The sequence below is a fragment of the Rhodococcus spelaei genome, from assembly GCF_006704125.1.
Classification (GTDB): domain Bacteria; phylum Actinomycetota; class Actinomycetes; order Mycobacteriales; family Mycobacteriaceae; genus Rhodococcus_G; species Rhodococcus_G spelaei.
In genome coordinates, this window is the sequence record NZ_VIGH01000009.1 from 113,255 (window position 1) to 133,217 (window position 19,963).

Sequence of the window (19,963 nt, forward strand, 5' to 3'; positions counted from 1 at the left end):
AAGGGGTGAACCGTCGGTGCCGGACGTGAAGAGCTTTCTCGAGCGTCAACGTGCGGCGCGACCGTGGCTGGACCACCTGATCCGTGCCGGCGGGCGCTACCAGCAGCAGAAGGGCGACTACTTCGCCGCGGGGATCACCTACTTCAGCGTGTTCGCGCTGTTCCCGATGCTGATGGTCGCGTTCGCCGTCACCGGTTTCATCCTCGTCGGGCACCCGGAGTTGGTGACCTCGATCCACGACTCGGTCAGCAAGGCGATGCCCGGCGACCTGGGCACGCAGATCAACCAGCTCATCGACGCGGCGATCGACGCGCGAACGACGGTCGGCGTGCTCGGTCTGCTCGGTGCCGCCTACTCGGGTCTCGGGTGGATGGCGAACCTGCGCGAGGCACTGAGCGCGATGTGGGAACAGCGGCACCCGAAGTCGAGCTTCCTGCGCACCAAGCTGCTCGACCTGACCAAGCTGGTGGGACTGCTGTTGGCGGTGGTCCTGGCGGTCGGGCTGTCCGTGCTCGCAGACGGCGGCGTCATCCGCACGGTCCTGGAATGGCTCACCATCGACGACATCGCCTGGGTGCAGACCCTCGTGCAGGTCATGACCTCAGTGCTCGCGCTCGCGGCCACGTGGGCGGTGTTCGTATGGGTCATCGCGCGACTGCCACGCGAGCCGATCACGTTGCGCAGTGCCGCCCGCGCCGCGTTGTTCGCGGCGATCGGTTTCGCGGTGTTCACGCGGCTCGGCGCGATCTACCTCAGGGCCGTCACCGGCGGCCCGGCCGGTTCCACGTTCGGTCCGATCATCGGTCTGCTGGTGTTCATCTACTTCACCGCCCGCCTGATCCTGTTCTCCACTGCGTGGGCGGCGACGGCGCGGGAGAACATCAGCCGGGCCTACGTGCCGCCGCCCGATCCCGCGGTCATCGAGGTCGTCGCACCACCTCCGAAGGGGCCGAGCGTCGCGGAGGCCATCGCGCTGGTCGGTGCGGGTGCGGTCGCCGCGCTCGGTCTCGGCGGGATGTTCCGTCGTCGACGCGACCGACGCTAGCGTCGTCGCTGCAGCCGCCGCGCCGCCAGCAGGAGCACACCGATGACGATGCCGCCGACCAGCGCGACGGTCGTCCCGGGCACCCGGTTCGTGCCGTTCGAGTCTGCCCCGGACGCACTGACCGCGCTGGCCGTCGCCCGGTCCGAGTGCTCGCCCGGGGGTGCGGCGAGGGTTACCGGAGCGGCCGCGTCGCTGTCGGGTTCGACGAGTGTGCCGACCGAGGTCGACGCAGACAGCGCGAAGCCGTAGTCGAGCAGTCGGGCGGCCTGCTCCCACGGTCGGATCGGCAGGACGTCGGCCTTCATGAGCGTGACGACGAGCCGGCGCCCGTTCCGTTCCGCCGCTCCGGCGAAGGTCTGGCGGGCGTCGTCGGTGTAGCCGGTCTTGCCGCCGAGGGCGCCGTCGTAGTTGTAGAGCAGCTTGTTGTCGTTCGACAGCGTGAACGGGGGATGGTCCTTGTCGTCCGGTTTGGCCGGATCCTTGGGGAATCCCGGGAACTGCACGGTCTCGGTGTGGATCAGGTCCGCAAAGGTCTTGTTGCGCATGGCGGCCCGGAAAATGACCGCGAGATCGTAGGCGGAACTGGACATTCCGGGACCGTCCAGTCCGGACGGCGTCGCGGTCCGGGTGTCGAGAGCACCCAGAGCGCGGGCGCGCGCGTTCATCTTCGCGACGGCGGCGTCGACGCCGCCGAGTTGCATGGCGATAGCGTGGGCGGCGTCATTGCCCGACGCCATCACCAGCCCCTGGAAAAGCTGGCGATTGGTGTAGCGGCCGTTCTTGCCGAGTCCCACGGAGCTACCCTCGGCATTCGCGTCGTCGGCGGTGGCGACGACGGGCTTGTCGAGGTCCAGTTCGTCGAGGGCGACCAGCGCGAGCAGCATCTTGATGGTGCTCGCCGGCCGGTACCGGCCGTGCGGATCCTTGGCGGCGATGACCTTGCCTGAGTCGAGGTCGGCGAGCACCCAGCCGGTGGCGGAGATGTCGGCGGGCAGCGGGGGCGTGCCCTGGGCGGTGATTGCGCCGCACTCGCCGAGGCGGTTACCACCGACCGGGTCGGCCGGGACCGGCAGCGCGGACGGGGCCTGTTGGCCGGGCTCGGGCACCTCGGACAGGTCGATCGCCTTCGGCGGGGAGGTCCGCTGCGGACAGTTGTCGGTGTTCGGGGTGGTGAACGGGGCGCTGGTGGTGGTGCCGGCCGAAGGGGCCGGGGGCGCGGGTTGGGCCGCGACCGTCGGTGCACCGATCAGCGTGATCGCTGCGGCGGCGATCACGGCTTTTCGGGTTCGTCCACGTGCACTCATCGGGAGGCACGTTATCTCACGACGGACCTCAGGTGCCGGATTGACCGGGGGAGTTGTACGCGGCGCAGACCGCGCCGATCCATCGACGGTCGCTGACCGAGTCGGGTGCCGCAAGCCACGCGGGGTCGATCGGCTCGGCGTCACCCTGGTGCAGCCACCGGGCGATGGCCGCCGCGTGTTCGGGCAGGCCGGCGGGCGGCGGCGTCGGCTCCGGCGCGAACAGGCCGGCACCCGCGTGCAGGTAGAGCCCGTCGAGAATCTGGGCGATACGGTCACTGGCCGTGAGCGTGGCGGTGGCGGACCGGTAGTCGGTGTCGAGGAGTTCGGGGTGGGCGGTCGTCAACGCGGTCCACAGCCGGCGGGTCCGTCGTAGGTCGACTCGGGCGCGCAACCAGGCCTCGACCATGACCGACGAACACCCCGCGCTGATCGCGATGACGGCGACCGCCCACCACAGCCCCTCCGGCATCGCATGCTCAGCGGGCCGGACCGCCAGCGAGTGCAGGCCGATACCGGCGACGACCAGGCTGCCCGCGCAGAACAGCCCGATCGCCCGCCCGAGCGGGTTCCACCGCGCGTACCGGAGACCGGCGACCACCGCGAACGTCGCCGTCACGGTCAGGAACACGTCGGTGAGGCGGTGATGGTCGGGTCCGCGAAGCTCGTTCGCGATCACGGCCACCGCGGTCGCGGCGAAGGCGACCGGTAGCGGCCACTGCGGACCGCGGCTCAGCCGGGGTACGGAGGCCGCCGCGATCAGCGCAGTGGCCGCGCCGAACACGATCCAGCAGATCTCGAATCCGGTGGCGGCGGTGCCCGGTCCTGACGCGTCGAGCACCTCGGTCACGGTGCGGGTCCGGATCGTCGCCGCGGCGGTCACCGAGATGGCCGCCACCGCGATCGACACCCTGGCGAGCGAGGGTGGGCGTACGGTCAGCCGCCCGATCCGCGCTCCGACCGCGGTCGAGCAGACCAGGGCGATGAGCCAGGTGATCATCCGAGTGCCTCGTCGTAGCAGAGCAGTGGACGCCAGTTCTGGTCCCGTTCGAAATGCCCGAGCCGCTGCAACAGGCGCACCGCGAATGCCTCGGCCTCCCACTCCTGCAGCGCCTCGGCGGTCAGCGCAGCCGAGCTCGCGGCCCGCTGGCTGAGCATGTACGCGATCAGGTCGTCGTCGGCGGCGAGGGTGGTCTCGGCGATCGCGGTGCCGGGATGTCGGAAGACGATGTGCCCGATCTCGTGGGCGAGGGTGCGGTCGACACTGGGGAGGCTGCGTGCCAGCACGATCTGGTCGCGGTCGGGGAACTCCCGACGCTGACCCCACACGCCGGGTCCGAGGTCCGCGATCTCGATCTCGATGGGGCGACGGCGGGAGGAAGCGAGAGCCTGGGCGATGTCCTCGATGGTGACGGCGTGCGTCTGCGCGGCCAGGTCCAGGATCGCGTCGACCGCCGCGAGGACGCGCCGGTGCGAACGCACCGGACGCGACGTGGGATCTGTGGCAACCATCAGGAGGCAGGTCCGAGGAACTCGGCCCTGGCGAGATTGATCCGAGCGCGCGTCGCGCGTGCGCTGCGGAAGCTCGCGAATCCCGTTGCACCTGCGGCGAGGACGACTGCGCCCACCCCCGCCGACGCCGCGCCGAGGTCACCGCCGGTGCGGGTCGCCGAAGCCAGGTCCACGGTGTCGACTTTCTCTTCGCTGGTGAGGGAGGGAACCGCGGTAGGTGCGGCGGCTGTCGCACGGTCGCGCGGAACGTCCGCGGGGGCCGGTCCGAGAGATTCGAACGCTGTGGGACCGTCCGCCGAGGCACCGCCCGCTGTAGGACCGTCCCCGGCGGGACGAGCCGCGTCACCGGCCGGCCCGGTACCTCCGGCAGCGGGTGGGTCGGCAGGAGGTGCAAGCGGTGCGCCGGCGCTGGGCGCAGGCGGCGGAGTCTCCGGTGGCACTTCGGGTTTCGCGGGCGGCGCCGGCGGTGGGGCGGGTGGAAGAACGGGCGGCACGACCACGACACCCGCGGGCTTGGTCGTCGTGGTCGGCTTGGAAGTCGTGGTCGTCGGGGCCGCGGTGGTGGTCGGGGGCACGGTCGTCGTGGGAGCAGCGGTCGTCGTGGGAGCAACGGTGGTGGTCGGGGCCACAGTCGTCGTGGGGGCCGCGGTGGTGGTCGTGGGAGACACCGTGGTGGTCGGGGCCACAGTCGTCGTGGGGGCCGCGGTAGTGGTCGGGGCCACGGTCGTCGTCGGTACCCGGGTCGTCGTGGGCGCCGCCGTGGTGGTGGGATGGCCGCAGCCGTGTCGATCACGGTCGCCGTGGCCGCAATGATCGTCGTGCCCGCCGTGATCGCCGTGCTGGTCGCCCCGTTCGTCCAGTTCCATCGCGGGACGGTCGGCCGAATCCGGGTATGCGCCAGCGATTCCCGGTGTCAGCGCCATCGACCCGACGAAGGCGCCGGCCGCGAGGAGCCGCCAGCGCCCGGGCCGGTTCCCGTTCACCCCCACTCGTACTACTCGGTTGAATCGGGTGGCGTCGCGGGCAATCCTTCACTGCGACGAAGCTTCTCGGCCATCGCGGTGAGCAGTTCCTGCGATTCCGTCGAGAGGTCGAAGGCTCGGGCAGACAGGCGCCGCAGCCCGTATCCGCGAAGCTGGGCGAGCAGCTCCAGGTCGTGGTCGATGCGCGCGGCGTAGATGTCGTCGAAGAAGTAGTCGGACTTCACCTTGAAGAACTGGGCAAGTGCCGCAACGGTTTCCGGGGACGGATTGGTCCGCTGGCCGTTCCGGAGTTGCGAGATGTACGGCTTCGAGATCCGATGGCCGGCGGAGTTGAGGGCCTCTGCGACCTCGGTGTTCGTATGGGGCTTCCGGCCGGCGGGGTGCACGGTTTCGAAGAGCTTGTTCAGCCGAGAAGCGAAGTCTGGCTCCATTGACGTAGGTCCCGATCCCTTCGTGTTGTCTGACCCTCGTCAAACGAGGACCGCCCCCTGCGCGACTCATGGTAACGGATGAATAACCGAAGGGGGAGTGAAGTTCAGGAACCAAACATAATGAATTTCATAAACGCCGTCGAGTCCACGACAAAAGGCGCGAACCCCCGATGGGGTCCGCGCCATTGCCTACTTGCTGAGAGTTAGCGAGGTGTGGAGATCAGCTGCGCTACCGTGTGAACAGCAGCGCGCGCTTGACTTCCTGGATCGCCTTCGTCACCTGGATGCCACGGGGGCACGCGTCGGTGCAGTTGAACGTCGTGCGACAGCGCCACACACCGTCCTTGTCGTTGAGGATGTCGAGACGCTCGGCGGCACCCTCGTCACGGCTGTCGAAGATGAACCGGTGTGCGTTCACGATCGCGGCCGGGCCGAAGTAGCTGCCGTCGCTCCAGTACACCGGGCACGAGGTGGTGCAGCACGCGCACAGGATGCACTTGGTGGTGTCGTCGAATCGGGCGCGGTCGGCCTGCGACTGAATGCGCTCGCGGGTCGGCTCGTTGCCGCTGGTCATGAGGAACGGCTTGACCGCACGGAACGCGTCGAAGAACGGCTCCATGTCGACCACGAGGTCCTTCTCCACCGGCAGGCCCTTGATGGGCTCGACGGTGATGGTGACCGCCTTGCCGTCCTTGGGCAGCAGGTCCTTCATCAGGATCTTGCAGGCCAGGCGGTTGACACCGTTGATCCGCATGGCGTCCGAGCCGCACACACCGTGCGCGCACGAGCGGCGGAACGTCAGCGTGCCATCCAGGTAGCCCTTCACATACAGCAGCAGGTTCAGCATGCGGTCCGACGGCAGCGCCGGAACCTGGAAGCTCTCCCAGCGCTGGCCCTCGCCGTCCTCCGGGTTGAACCGGGCGATCTTGAGGGTGACCATGACGGCGCCCTCGGGCACGGGCGGCAGCGCGGGTGCGTCCTTGTCTACAGCAGGTGCGGACATCAGTACTTACGCTCCATCGGCTCGTAGCGGGTCTGGACTACCGGCTTGTAGTCGAGACGGATGTCGGAGAGCAGGCCGTCGCCCACCTTGTAGGCCATGGTGTGCTTCATGTACTCGGCGTCGTTGCGGTCCGGGAAGTCCTCGCGGGCGTGGCCGCCGCGGGACTCCTTGCGGTTGAGCGCACCGACGACGGTGACCTCGGCCATCTCCAGCAGGAAGCCGAGCTCGACGGCCTCGAGCAGGTCGCTGTTGTAGCGCTTGCCCTTGTCCTGCACGGTGATGTGGTTGTAGCGCTCCTTGAGCGCACGCACGTCGTTCAGCGCCTGGGTCAGCGTGGCCTCGGTGCGGAACACCGACGCGTTGTTGTCCATGGTCACCTGCAGTTCCGTGCGGATGTCCGCGACACGCTCGTGACCGTGGTCGGAGAGGATGACCGCGAGCCACTCCTCGACCATCTTGGCGGGCTCGTCGGGCAGCGGCACGAACTCGGAGTTGTTCGCGTGCTCGGCGGCCGCGATGCCGGCCCGACGGCCGAACACGTTGATGTCGAGCAGCGAGTTGGTGCCGAGGCGGTTGGCGCCGTGCACCGACACGCAGGCGCACTCGCCTGCGGCGTACAGGCCGGGGACGTGGTCCTCGTTGTTGCGCAGCACCTCACCGTTGATCTTGGTGGGGATGCCGCCCATCACGTAGTGGCAGGTCGGGTACACCGGCACCAGTTCGGTGACCGGGTCAACGCCCAGGTAGGTGCGGGCGAACTCGGTGATGTCGGGGAGCTTCTCCTCGAGCACCTCCTCGCCGAGGTGGGTCACGTCGATGTAGACGTAGTCCTTGTTCGGGCCGGCGCCGCGGCCCTCGAGCACCTCGAGAACCATCGAGCGGGCCACGATGTCGCGGGGCGCGAGGTCCTTGATGGTGGGGGCGTACCGCTCCATGAAGCGCTCGCCGTCGGCGTTGCGGAGGATGCCGCCCTCGCCGCGGACCGCCTCGGAGATGAGGATGCCCAGGCCCGCCAGTCCTGTCGGATGGAACTGGTGGAACTCCATGTCCTCGAGGGGCAGGCCCTTGCGGAAGATGATGCCCATGCCGTCACCGGTGAGGGTGTGCGCGTTGGACGTCGTCTTGTACATGCGTCCCGAGCCGCCGGTGGCGAACACGATGGACTTCGCGTGGAAGACGTGGATCTCGCCGGTGGAGAGCTCGTAGGCGATGACGCCGGTCGCGACCGGGCCGTCCTCGGTCTCGGTGAGGGAGATGTCGAGTGCGTAGTACTCGTTGAAGAACTCGACGTCGTGCTTGACGCAGTTCTGGTACAGCGTCTGCAGGATCATGTGGCCGGTGCGGTCCGCGGCGTAGCAGGCCCGGCGGACCGGGGCCTTGCCGTGGTCGCGGGTGTGGCCACCGAATCGACGCTGGTCGATCTTGCCCTCGGGGGTGCGGTTGAAGGGCAGACCCATCTTCTCCAGGTCGAGCACCGCGTCGATGGCCTCCTTGGCCATGATCTCGACGGCGTCCTGGTCGGCGAGGTAGTCGCCGCCCTTGACGGTGTCGAAGGTGTGCCACTCCCAGTTGTCTTCCTCCACGTTCGCCAGCGCGGCACACATGCCGCCCTGGGCCGCACCGGTGTGGCTGCGGGTGGGGTAGAGCTTGGTCAGGACCGCGGTGCGTGCGCGCGGGCCGGCCTCGATGGCTGCGCGCATCCCGGCGCCGCCTGCGCCGACGATGACCACGTCATAACGATGTTCCAGCATGAAGTTTCTGCTCCCCTATGCCGAGATGTTGGGGTCGAAGGTGAAGATGACATAGCTGCCGAGGCCCATGATCAGGATCATCGACACCACGAGGATCGTGTTCAGCCAGAACCGCGTGCGATCGTTGCGCGAGTAGTCCGCAATCACCGTGCGCAGGCCGTTACCGCCGTGCAACTGGGCGAGCCAGAGCATGGTCAGGTCCCAGAACTGCCAGAACGGGCTGGCCCACCGGCCGGCGACGAAGCCGAAGTTGATGCGGTGCACACCGTCGTCCATCATCAGCATGATGAACAGGTGGCCGAGCACCAGCACGATCAGCGCGAGACCGGACAGGCGCATGAACAACCACGCGTAGAGCTCGAAGTTGTTCTTGGCCTGGCGCCGCGGCGAACGCGGGTTGTCCAGGCTGGCGGGACGGTCGTAGGACGTTCCCAGGCTCTTCGCTTCAGTCATCAGTGCCCCGCAAACATGTTGTAGAAGATGCGGCCGGCGCCGGGAATCATCACGACGAACCAGATCGCCAGGATGATCCAGAGCATCGGGCGCTGGTACTGCGCACCCTTCGACCAGAAGTCCACGAGCATCACGCGGATGCCGTTGAGTGCGTGGTAGAGCACCATCGCGACCAGGGCGAGCTCCATGAGCCCGACGACCGGGTTCTTGTAGGTCTCGATGACCCGGTCATAGGTGTCCGGATTGACTCGCACCAGCGCGGTGTCGAGTACGTGGACGAAGAGAAAGAAGAATGTCGCGACTCCGGTGATCCGGTGTAGAACCCAGGACCACATTCCGGGGTCGCCCCGGTATAGCGACCGTGTGCGCTCCTTCGCCGGAGCGGCTTCAGTCGTGCTACTCATCGAGTGCTGTGCCTCCAACGTCTTTGGTGGACTGTCGCACCCCGAGCGGCTGTTTCTTCGGGGACGACCCTGGAGTATTCAGCCTTGGCGCGACGAGAACCTGAACCGACTTCCTGCACTGTAATCCTCGGGCAATCCGGGAACTAATTCGACAGGCGGTTCGTACGAGCGCTCGGCGGCCGTCTTAGGTTTGCCTGTCCAATGCAGGCGGCGACGTTCCCGGTGATCTTCTGCATCCATTCAGTGCTCGTGCTTGGATGGTCCACTGTGGTGGAAATTGACTGGAAGGCGTTGCGCGACAATGCGGATCGCGTCATGAGGCGCGCGTACGCGCCGTATTCGAGCTACCCGGTCGGGGCGGCGGCCCTAGTCGACGACGGGCGCATTGTCACCGGATGCAATGTGGAAAATGTCTCATACGGACTGACCCTGTGTGCCGAATGTGGACTCGTCAGTAACTTACACGCGACCGGCGGCGGTCGCCTGCTGGCGCTGTCCTGCCGAGACGCGAACAACCAGGCACTCATGCCCTGCGGACGGTGCAGGCAGTTGCTGTTCGAGCACGGTGGCGCCGAACTCCAGGTCGACACCGCGACCGGCGTCGTGCCACTCGGCGACCTGCTGCCGCTGGCTTTCGGCCCCGACGACCTGGCCCGGGTGAAGGGACAGCAGCGGTGATCGCGGACGCCGTCTCGCTCATCACCGCCAAACGCGACGGTCGCGAGCTGACCGATGATGAGATCGGCTGGCTGATCGCCTCGTACACCCGCGGCGAGGTCGCCGACGAACAGATGTCGGCGCTGGCGATGGCGATCGTCTTCCGTGGCATGACCCGCGCCGAGACCGCGGCGTGGACGCACGCGATGATCCGCACCGGCCGCCGGATGGACCTGAGCGCGTTGCCACGTCCGACCGTCGACAAGCACTCGACCGGCGGGGTCGGCGACAAGATCACTCTTCCGTTGGCGCCGCTCGTCGCGGCCTGCGGCGCGGCGGTCCCGCAGCTGTCCGGCCGCGGACTCGGGCACACCGGCGGCACCCTCGACAAACTCGAATCGGTGCCCGGCTGGCGCGCAGACCTGGCGCCGGCGGAGATCGACGCCATCCTGGCGGACCCGGCGGTCGGGGCGGTGGTGTGCGCCGCCGGCGCCGACCTGGCGCCCGCCGACCGCAAGCTCTACGCGCTGCGCGACGTCACCGGGACGGTCGAGTCCATCCCGCTGATCGCCAGCTCGATCATGAGCAAGAAGATTGCCGAGGGCGCGGGCGCCCTGGTGCTCGACGTCAAGGTGGGGTCGGGGGCGTTCATGAAGAACGTCGCCGACGCCCGCGAACTGGCTACCACGATGGTCGAACTGGGCGTCGATGCGGGTGTACGCACCGTCGCCCTGCTCACCGCGATGGACAGCCCGCTCGGTTACACGGCCGGCAACGCGCTCGAGGTCGCCGAGTCGGTCGAGGTGCTCGCCGGCGGCGGACCCGCCGACGTGGTGGAACTGACCCTGACGTTGGCCCGCGAAATGCTCTGCGCCGCAGGCCTCGACGGTCTCGATCCGGCCGAGGCGCTGCGCGACGGACGGGCGATGGACCGGTGGCGGGCCATGCTGCGCGCTCAGGGCGGCGATCCCACCGCGGCGTTGCCGACCGCCCGGGAGCGAGATGTGGTGACCGCGACCGAATCCGGCGTACTGACCCGCCTCGACGCGATGGCGGTCGGGGTGGCGGCCTCGCGGCTCGGCGCCGGTCGCGAGCGACAGGGCCAGCCAGTGCAGTCCGGGGCGGGGGTGACCTGGCACGCCCGGCCCGGTGACCTCGTCGTCGCGGGACAACCGTTGCTGACCCTGCACACCGACACCCCGGCCAGGTTCGCCGCCGCGCGGGCGGCGCTCGACGGAGCCTGGTCCGTGGGCGACACGCCACCGGAGGAGCCGCTCGTGATCGATCGCATCGGGCTCGTACAGGTTTAGCGTCGTGACATGAGCCCGGCACCTCTGGACCTCCCGACCGTGCGGACCGCGCCGAAGGCGCTGCTGCACGACCACCTCGACGGCGGGCTGCGTCCCGCGACCGTGCTCGAACTGGCCCGCGAGTGCGGTTACGACCGACTGCCCGCCGACAACGCGGACGACCTCGCCGCCTGGTTCGCGGACGCGGCAAGCAGCGGTTCGCTCGAGCGCTACCTCGAGACCTTCGAGCACACCGTCGCGGTCATGCAGACGCCCGAGGGGTTGGCGCGGGTGGCCCGCGAGTGCGCGCTCGACCTCGCGGCGGACACGGTGGTGTACGCCGAGGTCCGCTTCGCCCCCGAACAGCACCTCGAGCGCGGCCTGAGCCTGGACGAGGTGGTGCACCACACGCTGCTCGGGTTCGAGGAGGGCGTCGCGCTCGCGGCGGACCGGGGACAGCAGATCCGGATCGGCTGCCTGCTCACCGCGATGCGGCACGCCGCCCGCTCACTCGAGATCGCCGAGCTCGCGGTCCGGTTCCGGGACCGCGGGGTGGTCGGATTCGACATCGCGGGCGCGGAGGCCGGACACCCGCCGAGCAGGCATCTCGATGCGTTCGAGCATATGCGGGCGAACAACGCGCACTTCACGATTCACGCGGGTGAGGCGTTCGGGCTACCGTCCATCCACGAGGCCATCGCCTTCTGCGGCGCGGACCGGCTCGGCCACGGAGTCCGGATCACCGACGACATCACCGTCGGCAAGGCCGACCGGGCCGAGTTGGGCCGGCTCGCCGACTACGTGCGGGACAAGCGAATCCCGTTGGAGCTGTGCCCGAGTTCGAACGTGCAGACCGGGGCCGTCGCCAGCCTGGAGAAGCACCCCTTCGACCTCCTTGCCCGGCTGCGGTTCCGGGTCACCGTCAACACCGACAACCGTCTGATGAGCGCGACCAGCATGAGCGAGGAGATGGTCAAGCTCGCCACCACCTTCGGCTACGGGTGGAGCGACCTCGAGCGGTTCACGATCAACGCGATGAAGTCCGCGTTCATCCCGTTTCCGGACCGGCTCCGACTGATCGACGAGGTCGTCAAACCGGGTTACGCGGTGCTGATCGGCTGAGCGGTCCCGCTACTCCGGGCGCAGTCGCGTCTCGAATTCGTGCTCGAGCGCCCGCCAGGACTCGGACTCGTCGGTGAACGGTGCGCTCGGCGCCATCCGGTTCGGATCCGGGTCGAGCACGTAGGAGACGTACCAGCCGAGCGGAGTGGACGCCGCGAGCGCCTGCTCGGTGGACTCGTCGCGCGCGTACTCCGCGGCGTCGGTGAACAGTTCGACCGCCAGATCCAACTGGTCGGCGTCCACGGCCTTCGGGCCCGCGGCCAGATCGTCGGCCAATCCGGGCAGGACGTAGACGTTCTCCTCGGTGACCTCGACCTCCAGCGAGCCGTCGACCGCCGCGGCCTGCACGTCCCCGTACGTGCTGACCCGCGCGAGGTCGTGGTCGTGGTTGTCCGCGAGGTACCGGGCCAGCGCCCGCTCCGAGGTGAAGACCAGGATCCGGCCGGACTTGCCGAGGAAAACCGGGTCGTCGTCGAGGTAGCACCGCAGAGTGAAGTACGTGGCGGACGAGGTGATGATCTTGACCGGATCGATGCCGACCGAGGACCAGAACGAATCGTCTTCCGCGGCAAGGGCGATCGGGTCGACGGTGTCGTCGTCGAGGTCGAGGGTCATGAATTCGAGGTCGTCGGAGTCCTCGTCGGACTCCTCGGCCGCGTCGTCTGCGTCGACGACGTTCTCCTCCGCGGCGAGGATCTCCGCCTCGGCCACCGCGACCGCTGCCGCGTCGACCTCGGGCACCGCGACGATTCCGTCCACGGCGTCCAGCACGGCGTCCCAGCCGGACGCGACCGCGGCACCGACCTGGTCCCACAGTTCCTCGCCCTCGCGGCCGGCGAACGTGGCGACCCCGCTCGGCAATGCCCGCAGAATGGGATGCGAGCTGAAGAAGCGGATGACGACGTCGAGTTCGCAGACCTCGCCGATGGTGCGCACCATCTCGAGCGTCTCGTCGAGCTCGCTGAGGGTCTCCGCGTCCGGATCGCCCGCGGCCAGCTCGGGCACCCCGATCAGGTCGTAGGCGTGCGTCTCGTCCGGTTCGAACTCGTCCGCGGACAGCGCGGCCACCGTCGACCACGAGGGATGCTCGACCAGGTCGTGGTCGGTCTCGACCCGGATGAACGCGGTGAGGTCGGCCACCGACTCGAAGGCGTAGAGGTTCTCCTCGTGCCCGAGGAACGCCTCCCACTCGTCGTCCCCCTCACGCCACCGCGGGGCCCACAGGGTGACGAGGTCTCCGTCGGTGAGACCGAGTTGGATCGGGACGATGTCTCCAGCCATGGCGCGAAGCCTAATAGGTCAATGCGTCGTGAAGCGATGCCAGGATCTGATCCCGGCGCCCCGCGACTATTTCCGCAGCCTGTGCCGCGGCCTCGACCACGGCGCGGCCCAGCTCACGGGCATCGACCCGATCGAGTGCCTCGACGATCCACAGGCCGCACATGCCGCCCTGCTCGTCGACCTCCACGCTGACCAACCCGGACTCATGGGTGACGCGGGCGCGCAACGTGGTGAGCCCGTGCAACGCCTGCTCCAGATTCTCGACGCCCTGCGACGCCCGGGCGACCACCCGGTCCATCTCGCTCACAGTTCCAACGTTTCGCTCGCTCACAGTGTCAACGTTTCGCTCGCTCACAGCGGCCGCATCCAGCTCGTCGGGGCAGGCTCGTCCGACTCCTCGGCACGCTGCGCGCGGGCGAGTTCCGCACGGGTCGGCAGGCCCAGCCGGTCCAGCACGTCCGCGCGCACCCCCGCCCGCGCGAGATCCTCACGTCTGCGGACCTTCGCCTCGGCCGCGGACGCCCGGCACATCTCGAGGATCGCGGTGGCCAACCGGCCGCTGCCGTAGCGCAGTTCGCGTTGCTCGATCCGGACCTCCAGTGGTTGGCCGCGGTCGGTCGCGGTCACCGTGACCGTGCCGGGCCGGTTGCTCACCGTCGCCACGGCGACGTCGGGGACGTCGGCTGCGCCGGTGTCGAGGGGGGCGCTCACGCGGTGGGCCTGTAGAAACCGCGGAAGCCCATCCCGATGTTCTCGGTCCGGACTGCGCTGACGCTCACCGGGTCTCCGGCTTCGACCATCTGTCCGTTGCCGATCACCATCGCGACATGACCGTCCCAGACGGCGAGGTCGCCGGGCATGAGGTCGGACTGGTCGACCTGGCAGCCCACGCTCTGCTGATCCGCGAGCCGGGGCAGGTCGACCCCGGCTTCCCCGTACGCCCACTGGGTCAGGCCGGAGCAGTCCAGTCCCTGCCCCGGAGAGGTGCCGCCCCAGGAGTAGGGCACTCCCTGCTGGCTCAGCGCGTTGCGGACGGCGTCGGCGGCCTCCTGATTCGGTGCTATCGCGGTGCTGCCGTCGGGCAGCGAGACCAGCACGCCCGCACTGCTGCCGCGCGGGTCGACGCTGCCACCGCTGCGGGGATGAACGGAGCCCGGCGCCGGGTCACTACCCGAACCGTGCCCGAAGGTGCTGCTGCCCCCGGAGAATCCCGAGTACGTCTCACTCGAGACCGGGGACGCCGACTGCGCGAAGCTGCGGCCGAAACCGCTGAACGCGTCGCCGCCCTGCAGCGAGGACGTCCGCGACATGGTCGGTCCGGTGCCGGTGGGACGTACCGAGGCCTGCGCGACCGACGCATCGGCCTGGTCGAGGGACTTCTCCGGCGCGGTCAGTTCGGTCATCGCGGCGGTGTGTGCGGTCAGTTCGGCACGGACCCGGGCCACCACGGCGAGGCCGCGGGAGAGGTGGTCGATCGCGGCCGCGACGATCGCGATCTGGCCGGCCGGGGTGGCGAGGGCAGGCCCGGCGGCGACGGCGACCGAGATGAACGACTGGACGATCGCCTCGAGTTCTGCCATGCCGGCGTTGACGTCCCGCGACGCGGCGGTCAGCACGCCGGCGATGTCCTGCCCGCGATCGGACAGCGCGACGTGCTGGGCCTGGGCCTGCTCGGCCTTCACACTCGCGGCCTGGGCGGCGTTGCCGGTCCACACGGCGCCGAGTTCGGCGATGCCGAATTTGCCGACCGCGTAGGCGGAGTCGAGTGCGACGGAGGCGACCCTGAGCGCCTCCGCGGGGCCGCCGGAGGGCATGACGCCGGTGCCGAAGGTTTCGAGCAGTTCGACCAGGGGACGGGCGAGGAGGTCGATGCCGATCATGCTCATGCCTCCAGTCCGGCGCCGGACACGTCGAGTCCGCCCGCGGCGCCGAGGTCGGCGGTGTCGTAGGCCCGAGCGGAGGCGACGGCGGTCTCGCTCATGCTGCCGAGGGTGTCCGCGAGGTTGTGCAGCGCGGCGGCGTGGCCACCGTGCGCGGTCGCGAACGCGGCGAGGAAGTCGCCGCCGATCAGACCGAACACCGGCCCGAGCAGTGCGGGGCCCGAGGCCGCGGCCCCCACCGCAGCGGCGCGCACCTGGGCCGACATTGTCTCGGCGGTCACGCCGTAGGCGCGAATGCCGTCGGTCACCGCAGAAATCTGTGTCATCTCGGATTCCCCCCGGGTCGTCGGTCACCGATCGTGATCGGTGACAGTGTCCTGTCACGAGGTTGGACGCACCCCGCCGCCCTCCGGTTCCATCGGGGCGTCACCGGCGCATATCCTGTGGGCCATGGACACGCGAGTGGTGGATCACCCGTTGGCGGCTTCCCTGTTGACCACGATGCGTGACGCCCGCAGCGACAACCCGACCTTTCGGTCAGCGCTGCGCGAGCTGACCCAGATGCTGATCTACGAGGCGATCCGGGACGCCGAGGTCGAAGTGTTCGAGGTGCAGACGCCTGTCTCACCCGCACGCGGAGTCCGGTTGGCGCATCCGCCGCTGCTGGTACCGGTGCTGCGCGCCGGCCTGGGAATGGTGGAGCAGGCGAGTTCGCTGATCCCGCAGTCGCAGGTGGGATTCGTCGGGATGGCTCGCGACGAGCAGACCCATCAGCCGGTGGCGTACCTCGAGTCGCTGCCCGCCGATCTCTCCGCGGTCCCGGTCTACGTGCTCGACCCGATGCTGGCGACCGGTGGCTCGATGGTCCGCACGATCGAGCTGCTGGTCGACCGCGGCGCCACCGACATCACCGCGGTCTGTGTGGTCGCCGCCCCACAGGGGGTCGCCGCGCTGGACGAGTCCGGGTTCCCCGTTCGGCTTGTCACCGCCAGCGTCGACGAGGGACTCAACGAGGACGCGTACATCGTGCCCGGCCTCGGCGATGCGGGCGACCGGCAATTCGGCCCCCGCAACATCTGAATCCGTTCAGCGCGAAGCGAACTCGAGCATCGGCTCGCGGGCGAGCAGGGTGGTACCTCGGGTGATGACGAGGGAAACCGGCGAGAGCGAGTAGGACGTCGAGCCGTTCCGCACCACGAAGAGGTCGCCGACGCGCAGCGGGTCGCCGAGTTCGATCGTCGCGCCGTCGCTCAGTCGCACCGCTCGGTACGAGAGGCGCCCCGCGCCCGTCTGGCAGATCGTCACCAGTGACTGGGACGTACGGGCCACGGCCACCGCGGAATTGACGGAACTGCACCGGGCTCCGGAGTAGTTCACGAACCCGCGGGAGTCGGTACCGCCGACACCGAGCCCCGGCGCCCCTCGCGTTTCGACCGGTTCGGGCTCCGCGACCGCAACAGGCGGGGGCGCCACGGCCGGGGCGCTGGTCGGCGGTGGCGGCGTCGGCGCCGGGGGAGGGGGCGGTTCGACGGCGGGGGTCACGGTCACGACGACGGTGCTCGGCGCGGGAAGCACTGCCGGCACGGCGTCCTGTCCGGAGTCCCGGATCAGCACCAGCGCCGTCGCGATGATCGCCGTCGCCACCATCAGTCCGACCGCGAACGACCCGAGCAGGATCGGCAGCCGCCAGTGGTGTGGGTGCGCGTGGCCGCCCGGGGCGGGGGAATTCTGGGGGTACAGACCCGTTTCGGATTCCGGGTGTTGTGTCGGTGCGTACCGCGACGGGTCCTCGTTCATTGCCCGCAGTCTAAGAGACAGCTCACAGTCGGCGCGCGTGTTCGGTCACCGCTGCCAGTCGGGCGGCCGCCGCAGCGCGGGCCCGGGGCAGGTCGGAGTGGCCGAAGACCGGCTCGACGACCTCGAGGTAGCACTTGACCTTCGGCTCGGTTCCGGACGGGCGCACCACCATTCGCGTGCGCGTGCCCTGCAGCACCACCGCGTCGGTCCGCGCCTGCCCTCGCCGGTGTATGAGGTCGTCGGCGGTCACCGCGTCGCCGGCCAGTTCGGCCGGCGGTGCCGCCCGGAGGCGGCCCATCGTCTCGGTGATCTCCTCCAGTCGCTCGACCCGGTGCGAGACCTGCGCGGTGGCGTGCACCCCGAACTCCACGGCGAGTGCGTCCAACCGGTCGAGCATGGTGTGGCCCTGGGCTTTCCAGCCGGCCGCGAAGTCCGCGACGACCACGGCCGCGGAGATGCCGTCCTTGTCGCGCACCGCACCCGGGTCGACGCAGTGCCCGATCGCCTCCTCGTACGCGTACACCAGACCGGGCCCCGAGCGGACCAACCACTTGAAGCCCGTGAGCGTCTGGGCGAACCGTGCGCCGCGCGCGGCGGCGATCTTCGAGAGCAGTTGCGAGGACACGACGGTGGTGGCAACGAGGGGGTTCGACCCGGGGTCCTGGGCGCCTGTCAGGTACTCGCCCAGCAGAGCGCCGGTCTCGTCCCCGCTGAGCATCCGCCACCCGTCCGGGCCCGGCACTCCCACCGCGCAGCGGTCCGCGTCCGGGTCGAGCGCGATCGCCAGGTCCGCATCCACGCGCGCGGCCAGGGCGAGCAGCGCGTCGGTGGCGCCCGGCTCCTCGGGATTCGGGAACTCGACGGTCGGGAAGTTCGGGTCGGGCTCGAATTGTTCTGTGACGGTGTGCAGGTCGGTGAACCCGGCGGCAGTCAGTGCCGCGACCGCGGTCTCTCCGCCCACGCCGTGCAACGGCGTCAGAGCGATCCGCAGCTGCCGAGCGTCGCTGTGCCGGAGTGTCGCCACCCGGGCGAGGTACGCGGTGAGCAGTGTGTCGTCGGTGGGTTCGACCGGCAGGCGTGGCACCTCCGACGCGGGACCGATCGAGTCGACGGCGCGCTCGATCTCCCGGTCGGTCGGAGAGATCAGCTGGGCCCCGCCGTCGACGAACACCTTGTACCCGTTGTCGGTCGCCGGATTGTGCGAGGCGGTGATCTGCACGCCTGCCTGGGCGCCGAGCCGTCTGACCGCGAAGGCGAGCACCGGTGTCGGCAACGGCCGGGGCAGCGCGACGACGGAGAAGCCCGCCGCGGCAAGCACTTCGGCGGCCGCCTCGGCGAACTCGGCGGAGCCGTGTCGGGCGTCCCGACCGACCACGACCGTCGATCCGCCGAGGCCGCGGCCCTGCAGCCAGGCGGCAAGGCCAGCGGTGGTGCGGACGACTACGTCGAGGTTCATGCAGTCCGGTCCGTCGCCTAGCGGGCCGCGCAGGCCCGCCGTGCCGAAACGCAGACTCACAGCGCGGCGACCACGTCGCGGAGCAGGATGCCGATCCGGCCCGCGGAGGCCGCGCCGGCGGCGAGCACCTCGGCGTGGTCGAGTGGCTGTCCGGTCATTCCCGCGGCCAGGTTCGTGACCAGCGACAGTCCGAGGACCCGCGCGCCGACGGCCCGCGCGGCGATCGTCTCGTGCACGGTCGACATCCCGACCAGGTCCGCACCGAGGGTGCGCAGCATCCGGATCTCGGCGGGAGTCTCGTAGTGCGGCCCGGGCAGCGCGGCGTACACGCCCTCGCTGAGGTCGGGATCGATTCGCTGTGCGAGGGCGCGCAGTTCGGGGGAGTAGGCGTCGACAAGGTTGACGAACTCCGCACCGACGAGGGGTGACCGCGCAGTCAGGTTCAGGTGGTCGGAGATCAATACCGGCTGGCCGACGCGCAGGCCCTCTCGGATCCCGCCTGCCGCGTTGGTCAGGATCACTGTGTCCGCGCCCGCAGCGCAGGCGGTCCTGACGGGGTGCACCACCTGCGACAGGTCGTGACCCTCGTAGGCGTGGGTGCGGCCGAGCAGCAGCAGTACGCGGTGGTCGCCGACCCGGACGGACCTCAGTTCGCCGGCGTGTCCGGACGCGGTGGGGGCGGCGAAGCCGGGCAGTTCCGCCATCGGGACGGATCCGAGCGTCGGGCCGAAGGCGTCCGCGGCCTCCTGCCATCCGGAACCGAGGACGATCGCGATGTCGTGCTTCGGGGTGCCGGTGCGTTCGCCGAGGACTCGCGCGGCCTGGTGCTCGAGGTTGCCCATGACCGCACACAGTACTGAGGACGCGGGAAGTTACCGGTAGGTAGTATTCGGCCATGCCTTATCTCGAGCGCGACGGCGACGTCTTCATCCTCTACCTCGGCAACGAGGGTCAGACCGACAGCGAGAACCGCTTCCATCCGGACTGGATCGACGCGATCCACGCCGCGCTCGACGAGGTCGAGGCCCATGAGGGTCCCGCGGCGCTCGTCACGACGGCGACCGGCAAGTTCTTCACCAACGGACTCGACACCGACTGGCTGTTCGGGAACCTGGACAAGTCGCACTGGTATCTCGACCGCGTCCACACGGTGTTCGCGCGCCTGCTCACCTTCCCGATGACCACGGTGGCGGCCGTGCAGGGTCACGCGTTCGGTGCCGGCGCGATGCTCGCCACCTCCCACGACCTGCGGGTGATGCGCGCGGACCGTGGCTTCTACAGCCTGCCCGAGGCGGCGCTGAACATGCCCTTCACCATCGGCATGAACGCGCTGATGACGCTGCAGTTGCCGCGCCCGACCGCGGTCGAGGCGATGACGACCAGCCGTCGGTACGGCGGTGCTGACGCGCTCGCGGCCGGCATCGTCACGGACACGGCGGAAGGTGACGGCGTCCTCGCAGCGGCGGTGGCCCGCGCGGCCGCGACGACCAACCTCCGCGGTCCGAACCTCGCGGGCATCAAGCGCGGGATTCACGGCCCGATCCTGTCCGCGCTCGCCACGGCGACCGACGCGGGCAACCTCAACTTCGGGTGAGACA

Annotated in this window: 24 protein-coding genes; 7 read left to right on the forward strand and 17 right to left on the reverse strand. The window is 69.5% G+C overall.

The window, feature by feature from the left end:
* Window positions 1-16: 16 nt before the first annotated feature.
* Window positions 17-1,045 carry an inner membrane protein YhjD gene (yhjD, locus tag FK531_RS19080; RefSeq protein ID WP_142102180.1) on the forward strand — a complete coding sequence of 343 codons (1,029 nt, stop codon included), beginning with the start codon at window positions 17-19 and terminating at the stop codon, window positions 1,043-1,045.
* Here the strand turns inward: yhjD and FK531_RS19085 are convergent.
* Genes FK531_RS19085 through FK531_RS22485 form a run of 4 tightly spaced genes read right to left on the reverse strand, consistent with a single transcriptional unit; the run spans window position 1,042 to window position 4,031 of the window.
* Window positions 1,042-2,349, reverse strand: a complete 1,308-nt coding sequence (locus FK531_RS19085) for a D-alanyl-D-alanine carboxypeptidase family protein (protein ID WP_142102181.1) — start codon at window positions 2,347-2,349, stop codon at window positions 1,042-1,044. The two genes, yhjD and FK531_RS19085, sit on opposite strands and share 4 nt — an antisense overlap.
* 28 nt (window positions 2,350-2,377) lie before the next feature.
* The gene (locus FK531_RS19090; RefSeq protein WP_142102182.1) at window positions 2,378-3,346 is read right to left on the reverse strand and encodes a hypothetical protein; all 969 of its coding nucleotides are present in this window, start codon (window positions 3,344-3,346) and stop codon (window positions 2,378-2,380) included.
* Window positions 3,343-3,858 carry a M48 family metalloprotease gene (locus FK531_RS19095; protein ID WP_142102184.1) on the reverse strand — a complete coding sequence of 172 codons (516 nt, stop codon included), beginning with the start codon at window positions 3,856-3,858 and terminating at the stop codon, window positions 3,343-3,345. The genes FK531_RS19090 and FK531_RS19095 overlap by 4 nt, the downstream gene beginning before the upstream one ends.
* Complete coding sequence (locus FK531_RS22485; protein ID WP_181763032.1) at window positions 3,858-4,031, reverse strand: hypothetical protein; 174 nt, start codon at window positions 4,029-4,031, stop codon at window positions 3,858-3,860. The genes FK531_RS19095 and FK531_RS22485 overlap by 1 nt, the downstream gene beginning before the upstream one ends.
* Before the next feature lie 349 nt (window positions 4,032-4,380).
* Between FK531_RS22485 and FK531_RS22490 the strand changes: the two genes are divergently transcribed.
* Window positions 4,381-4,671 (forward strand): hypothetical protein, encoded by a 291-nt coding sequence (locus FK531_RS22490; protein WP_181763033.1) that lies wholly within the window; start codon window positions 4,381-4,383, stop codon window positions 4,669-4,671.
* A 181-nt stretch (window positions 4,672-4,852) separates the two neighbouring features.
* On the opposite strand, the gene FK531_RS19105 is transcribed toward FK531_RS22490, so the two are convergent.
* From FK531_RS19105 to sdhC, 5 genes are all read right to left on the reverse strand, one after another.
* Window positions 4,853-5,272 carry a helix-turn-helix domain-containing protein gene (locus FK531_RS19105; RefSeq protein ID WP_142102186.1) on the reverse strand — a complete coding sequence of 140 codons (420 nt, stop codon included), beginning with the start codon at window positions 5,270-5,272 and terminating at the stop codon, window positions 4,853-4,855.
* 229 nt (window positions 5,273-5,501) lie between these two features.
* Window positions 5,502-6,275: a succinate dehydrogenase iron-sulfur subunit gene (locus tag FK531_RS19110; RefSeq protein ID WP_142102188.1), complete on the reverse strand. Its 774-nt coding sequence runs from the start codon at window positions 6,273-6,275 to the stop codon at window positions 5,502-5,504.
* Window positions 6,275-8,026 carry a succinate dehydrogenase flavoprotein subunit gene (sdhA, locus tag FK531_RS19115; RefSeq protein ID WP_142102190.1) on the reverse strand — a complete coding sequence of 584 codons (1,752 nt, stop codon included), beginning with the start codon at window positions 8,024-8,026 and terminating at the stop codon, window positions 6,275-6,277. The genes FK531_RS19110 and sdhA overlap by 1 nt, the downstream gene beginning before the upstream one ends.
* Before the next feature lie 15 nt (window positions 8,027-8,041).
* Window positions 8,042-8,479, reverse strand: coding sequence for a succinate dehydrogenase hydrophobic membrane anchor subunit (locus tag FK531_RS19120; protein ID WP_142102192.1), 438 nt, complete (start codon window positions 8,477-8,479; stop codon window positions 8,042-8,044).
* A complete protein-coding gene (gene sdhC / locus FK531_RS19125; RefSeq protein ID WP_435531078.1) occupies window positions 8,479-8,814 on the reverse strand; it encodes a succinate dehydrogenase, cytochrome b556 subunit in 336 nt (111 codons plus the stop codon). Before sdhC ends, FK531_RS19120 begins: the two co-directional genes overlap by 1 nt.
* Window positions 8,815-9,150: 336 nt before the next feature.
* On the opposite strand from sdhC, the gene FK531_RS19130 reads away from it, so the two are divergent.
* Genes FK531_RS19130 through FK531_RS19140 form a run of 3 tightly spaced genes read left to right on the forward strand, consistent with a single transcriptional unit; the run spans window position 9,151 to window position 11,951 of the window.
* Window positions 9,151-9,561, forward strand: a complete 411-nt coding sequence (locus FK531_RS19130) for a cytidine deaminase (protein WP_142102441.1) — start codon at window positions 9,151-9,153, stop codon at window positions 9,559-9,561.
* The gene (locus tag FK531_RS19135; protein ID WP_142102443.1) at window positions 9,561-10,850 is read left to right on the forward strand and encodes a thymidine phosphorylase; all 1,290 of its coding nucleotides are present in this window, start codon (window positions 9,561-9,563) and stop codon (window positions 10,848-10,850) included. Before FK531_RS19130 ends, FK531_RS19135 begins: the two co-directional genes overlap by 1 nt.
* Before the next feature lie 9 nt (window positions 10,851-10,859).
* Complete coding sequence (locus FK531_RS19140) at window positions 10,860-11,951, forward strand: adenosine deaminase (RefSeq protein ID WP_142102195.1); 1,092 nt, start codon at window positions 10,860-10,862, stop codon at window positions 11,949-11,951.
* 9 nt (window positions 11,952-11,960) lie between these two features.
* Here the strand turns inward: FK531_RS19140 and FK531_RS19145 are convergent, their stop codons facing one another.
* From FK531_RS19145 to FK531_RS19165, 5 genes are read right to left on the reverse strand one after another with little or no spacing between them, the layout of a single operon-like run.
* A complete protein-coding gene (locus FK531_RS19145) occupies window positions 11,961-13,232 on the reverse strand; it encodes a SatS C-terminal domain-containing protein (RefSeq protein WP_142102197.1) in 1,272 nt (423 codons plus the stop codon).
* Window positions 13,233-13,242: 10 nt separating this feature from the next.
* Window positions 13,243-13,530 (reverse strand): YbaB/EbfC family nucleoid-associated protein, encoded by a 288-nt coding sequence (locus FK531_RS19150; RefSeq protein WP_494338134.1) that lies wholly within the window; start codon window positions 13,528-13,530, stop codon window positions 13,243-13,245.
* A 53-nt stretch (window positions 13,531-13,583) separates the two neighbouring features.
* The gene (locus FK531_RS19155) at window positions 13,584-13,943 is read right to left on the reverse strand and encodes a hypothetical protein (protein ID WP_246098271.1); all 360 of its coding nucleotides are present in this window, start codon (window positions 13,941-13,943) and stop codon (window positions 13,584-13,586) included.
* Window positions 13,940-15,112: a C40 family peptidase gene (locus FK531_RS19160; RefSeq protein WP_142102446.1), complete on the reverse strand. Its 1,173-nt coding sequence runs from the start codon at window positions 15,110-15,112 to the stop codon at window positions 13,940-13,942. The genes FK531_RS19155 and FK531_RS19160 overlap by 4 nt, the downstream gene beginning before the upstream one ends.
* Window positions 15,113-15,114: 2 nt before the next feature.
* Complete coding sequence (locus tag FK531_RS19165) at window positions 15,115-15,438, reverse strand: type VII secretion target (RefSeq protein ID WP_142102201.1); 324 nt, start codon at window positions 15,436-15,438, stop codon at window positions 15,115-15,117.
* 124 nt (window positions 15,439-15,562) lie between these two features.
* On the opposite strand from FK531_RS19165, the gene upp reads away from it, so the two are divergent.
* A complete protein-coding gene (gene upp / locus FK531_RS19170; RefSeq protein WP_142102203.1) occupies window positions 15,563-16,192 on the forward strand; it encodes a uracil phosphoribosyltransferase in 630 nt (209 codons plus the stop codon).
* 6 nt (window positions 16,193-16,198) lie between these two features.
* Here the strand turns inward: upp and FK531_RS19175 are convergent, their stop codons facing one another.
* From FK531_RS19175 to FK531_RS19185, 3 genes are read right to left on the reverse strand one after another with little or no spacing between them, the layout of a single operon-like run.
* Entirely contained in the window at window positions 16,199-16,909 is a 711-nt protein-coding gene (locus tag FK531_RS19175) for a hypothetical protein (RefSeq protein ID WP_142102205.1), read from the reverse strand.
* A gap of 22 nt (window positions 16,910-16,931) precedes the next feature.
* A complete protein-coding gene (locus tag FK531_RS19180; RefSeq protein WP_142102207.1) occupies window positions 16,932-18,425 on the reverse strand; it encodes a phospho-sugar mutase in 1,494 nt (497 codons plus the stop codon).
* Entirely contained in the window at window positions 18,422-19,207 is a 786-nt protein-coding gene (locus FK531_RS19185) for a purine-nucleoside phosphorylase (RefSeq protein WP_142102209.1), read from the reverse strand. The genes FK531_RS19180 and FK531_RS19185 overlap by 4 nt, the downstream gene beginning before the upstream one ends.
* 53 nt (window positions 19,208-19,260) lie before the next feature.
* Here FK531_RS19185 and FK531_RS19190 point away from each other — a divergent pair, with 53 nt between their 5' ends.
* Window positions 19,261-19,959 carry an enoyl-CoA hydratase-related protein gene (locus FK531_RS19190; RefSeq protein ID WP_142102211.1) on the forward strand — a complete coding sequence of 233 codons (699 nt, stop codon included), beginning with the start codon at window positions 19,261-19,263 and terminating at the stop codon, window positions 19,957-19,959.
* The last annotated feature ends 4 nt before the right edge of the window (window positions 19,960-19,963 follow it).

What these genes read in the sequence shown, in the direction of transcription:
- FK531_RS19185 (WP_142102209.1), bottom strand. Translation starts at nt 19,207, where the DNA reads ATGGGCAACCTCGAGCACCAGGCCGCGCGAGTCCTCGGCGAACGCACC.
- FK531_RS19175 (WP_142102205.1), bottom strand. Translation starts at nt 16,909, where the DNA reads ATGAACGAGGACCCGTCGCGGTACGCACCGACACAACACCCGGAATCC.
- FK531_RS19120 (WP_142102192.1), bottom strand. Translation starts at nt 8,479, where the DNA reads ATGACTGAAGCGAAGAGCCTGGGAACGTCCTACGACCGTCCCGCCAGC.
- FK531_RS19110 (WP_142102188.1), bottom strand. Translation starts at nt 6,275, where the DNA reads ATGTCCGCACCTGCTGTAGACAAGGACGCACCCGCGCTGCCGCCCGTG.
- FK531_RS19160 (WP_142102446.1), bottom strand. Translation starts at nt 15,112, where the DNA reads ATGATCGGCATCGACCTCCTCGCCCGTCCCCTGGTCGAACTGCTCGAA.
- FK531_RS19090 (WP_142102182.1), bottom strand. Translation starts at nt 3,346, where the DNA reads ATGATCACCTGGCTCATCGCCCTGGTCTGCTCGACCGCGGTCGGAGCG.
- FK531_RS19140 (WP_142102195.1), top strand. Translation starts at nt 10,860, where the DNA reads ATGAGCCCGGCACCTCTGGACCTCCCGACCGTGCGGACCGCGCCGAAG.
- FK531_RS19105 (WP_142102186.1), bottom strand. Translation starts at nt 5,272, where the DNA reads ATGGAGCCAGACTTCGCTTCTCGGCTGAACAAGCTCTTCGAAACCGTG.
- FK531_RS19190 (WP_142102211.1), top strand. Translation starts at nt 19,261, where the DNA reads ATGCCTTATCTCGAGCGCGACGGCGACGTCTTCATCCTCTACCTCGGC.
- upp (WP_142102203.1), top strand. Translation starts at nt 15,563, where the DNA reads ATGGACACGCGAGTGGTGGATCACCCGTTGGCGGCTTCCCTGTTGACC.
- FK531_RS19150 (WP_494338134.1), bottom strand. Translation starts at nt 13,530, where the DNA reads ATGGACCGGGTGGTCGCCCGGGCGTCGCAGGGCGTCGAGAATCTGGAG.
- FK531_RS19085 (WP_142102181.1), bottom strand. Translation starts at nt 2,349, where the DNA reads ATGAGTGCACGTGGACGAACCCGAAAAGCCGTGATCGCCGCCGCAGCG.
- sdhC (WP_435531078.1), bottom strand. Translation starts at nt 8,814, where the DNA reads ATGTGGTCCTGGGTTCTACACCGGATCACCGGAGTCGCGACATTCTTC.
- FK531_RS19165 (WP_142102201.1), bottom strand. Translation starts at nt 15,438, where the DNA reads ATGACACAGATTTCTGCGGTGACCGACGGCATTCGCGCCTACGGCGTG.
- FK531_RS19145 (WP_142102197.1), bottom strand. Translation starts at nt 13,232, where the DNA reads ATGGCTGGAGACATCGTCCCGATCCAACTCGGTCTCACCGACGGAGAC.
- sdhA (WP_142102190.1), bottom strand. Translation starts at nt 8,026, where the DNA reads ATGCTGGAACATCGTTATGACGTGGTCATCGTCGGCGCAGGCGGCGCC.
- FK531_RS19095 (WP_142102184.1), bottom strand. Translation starts at nt 3,858, where the DNA reads ATGGTTGCCACAGATCCCACGTCGCGTCCGGTGCGTTCGCACCGGCGC.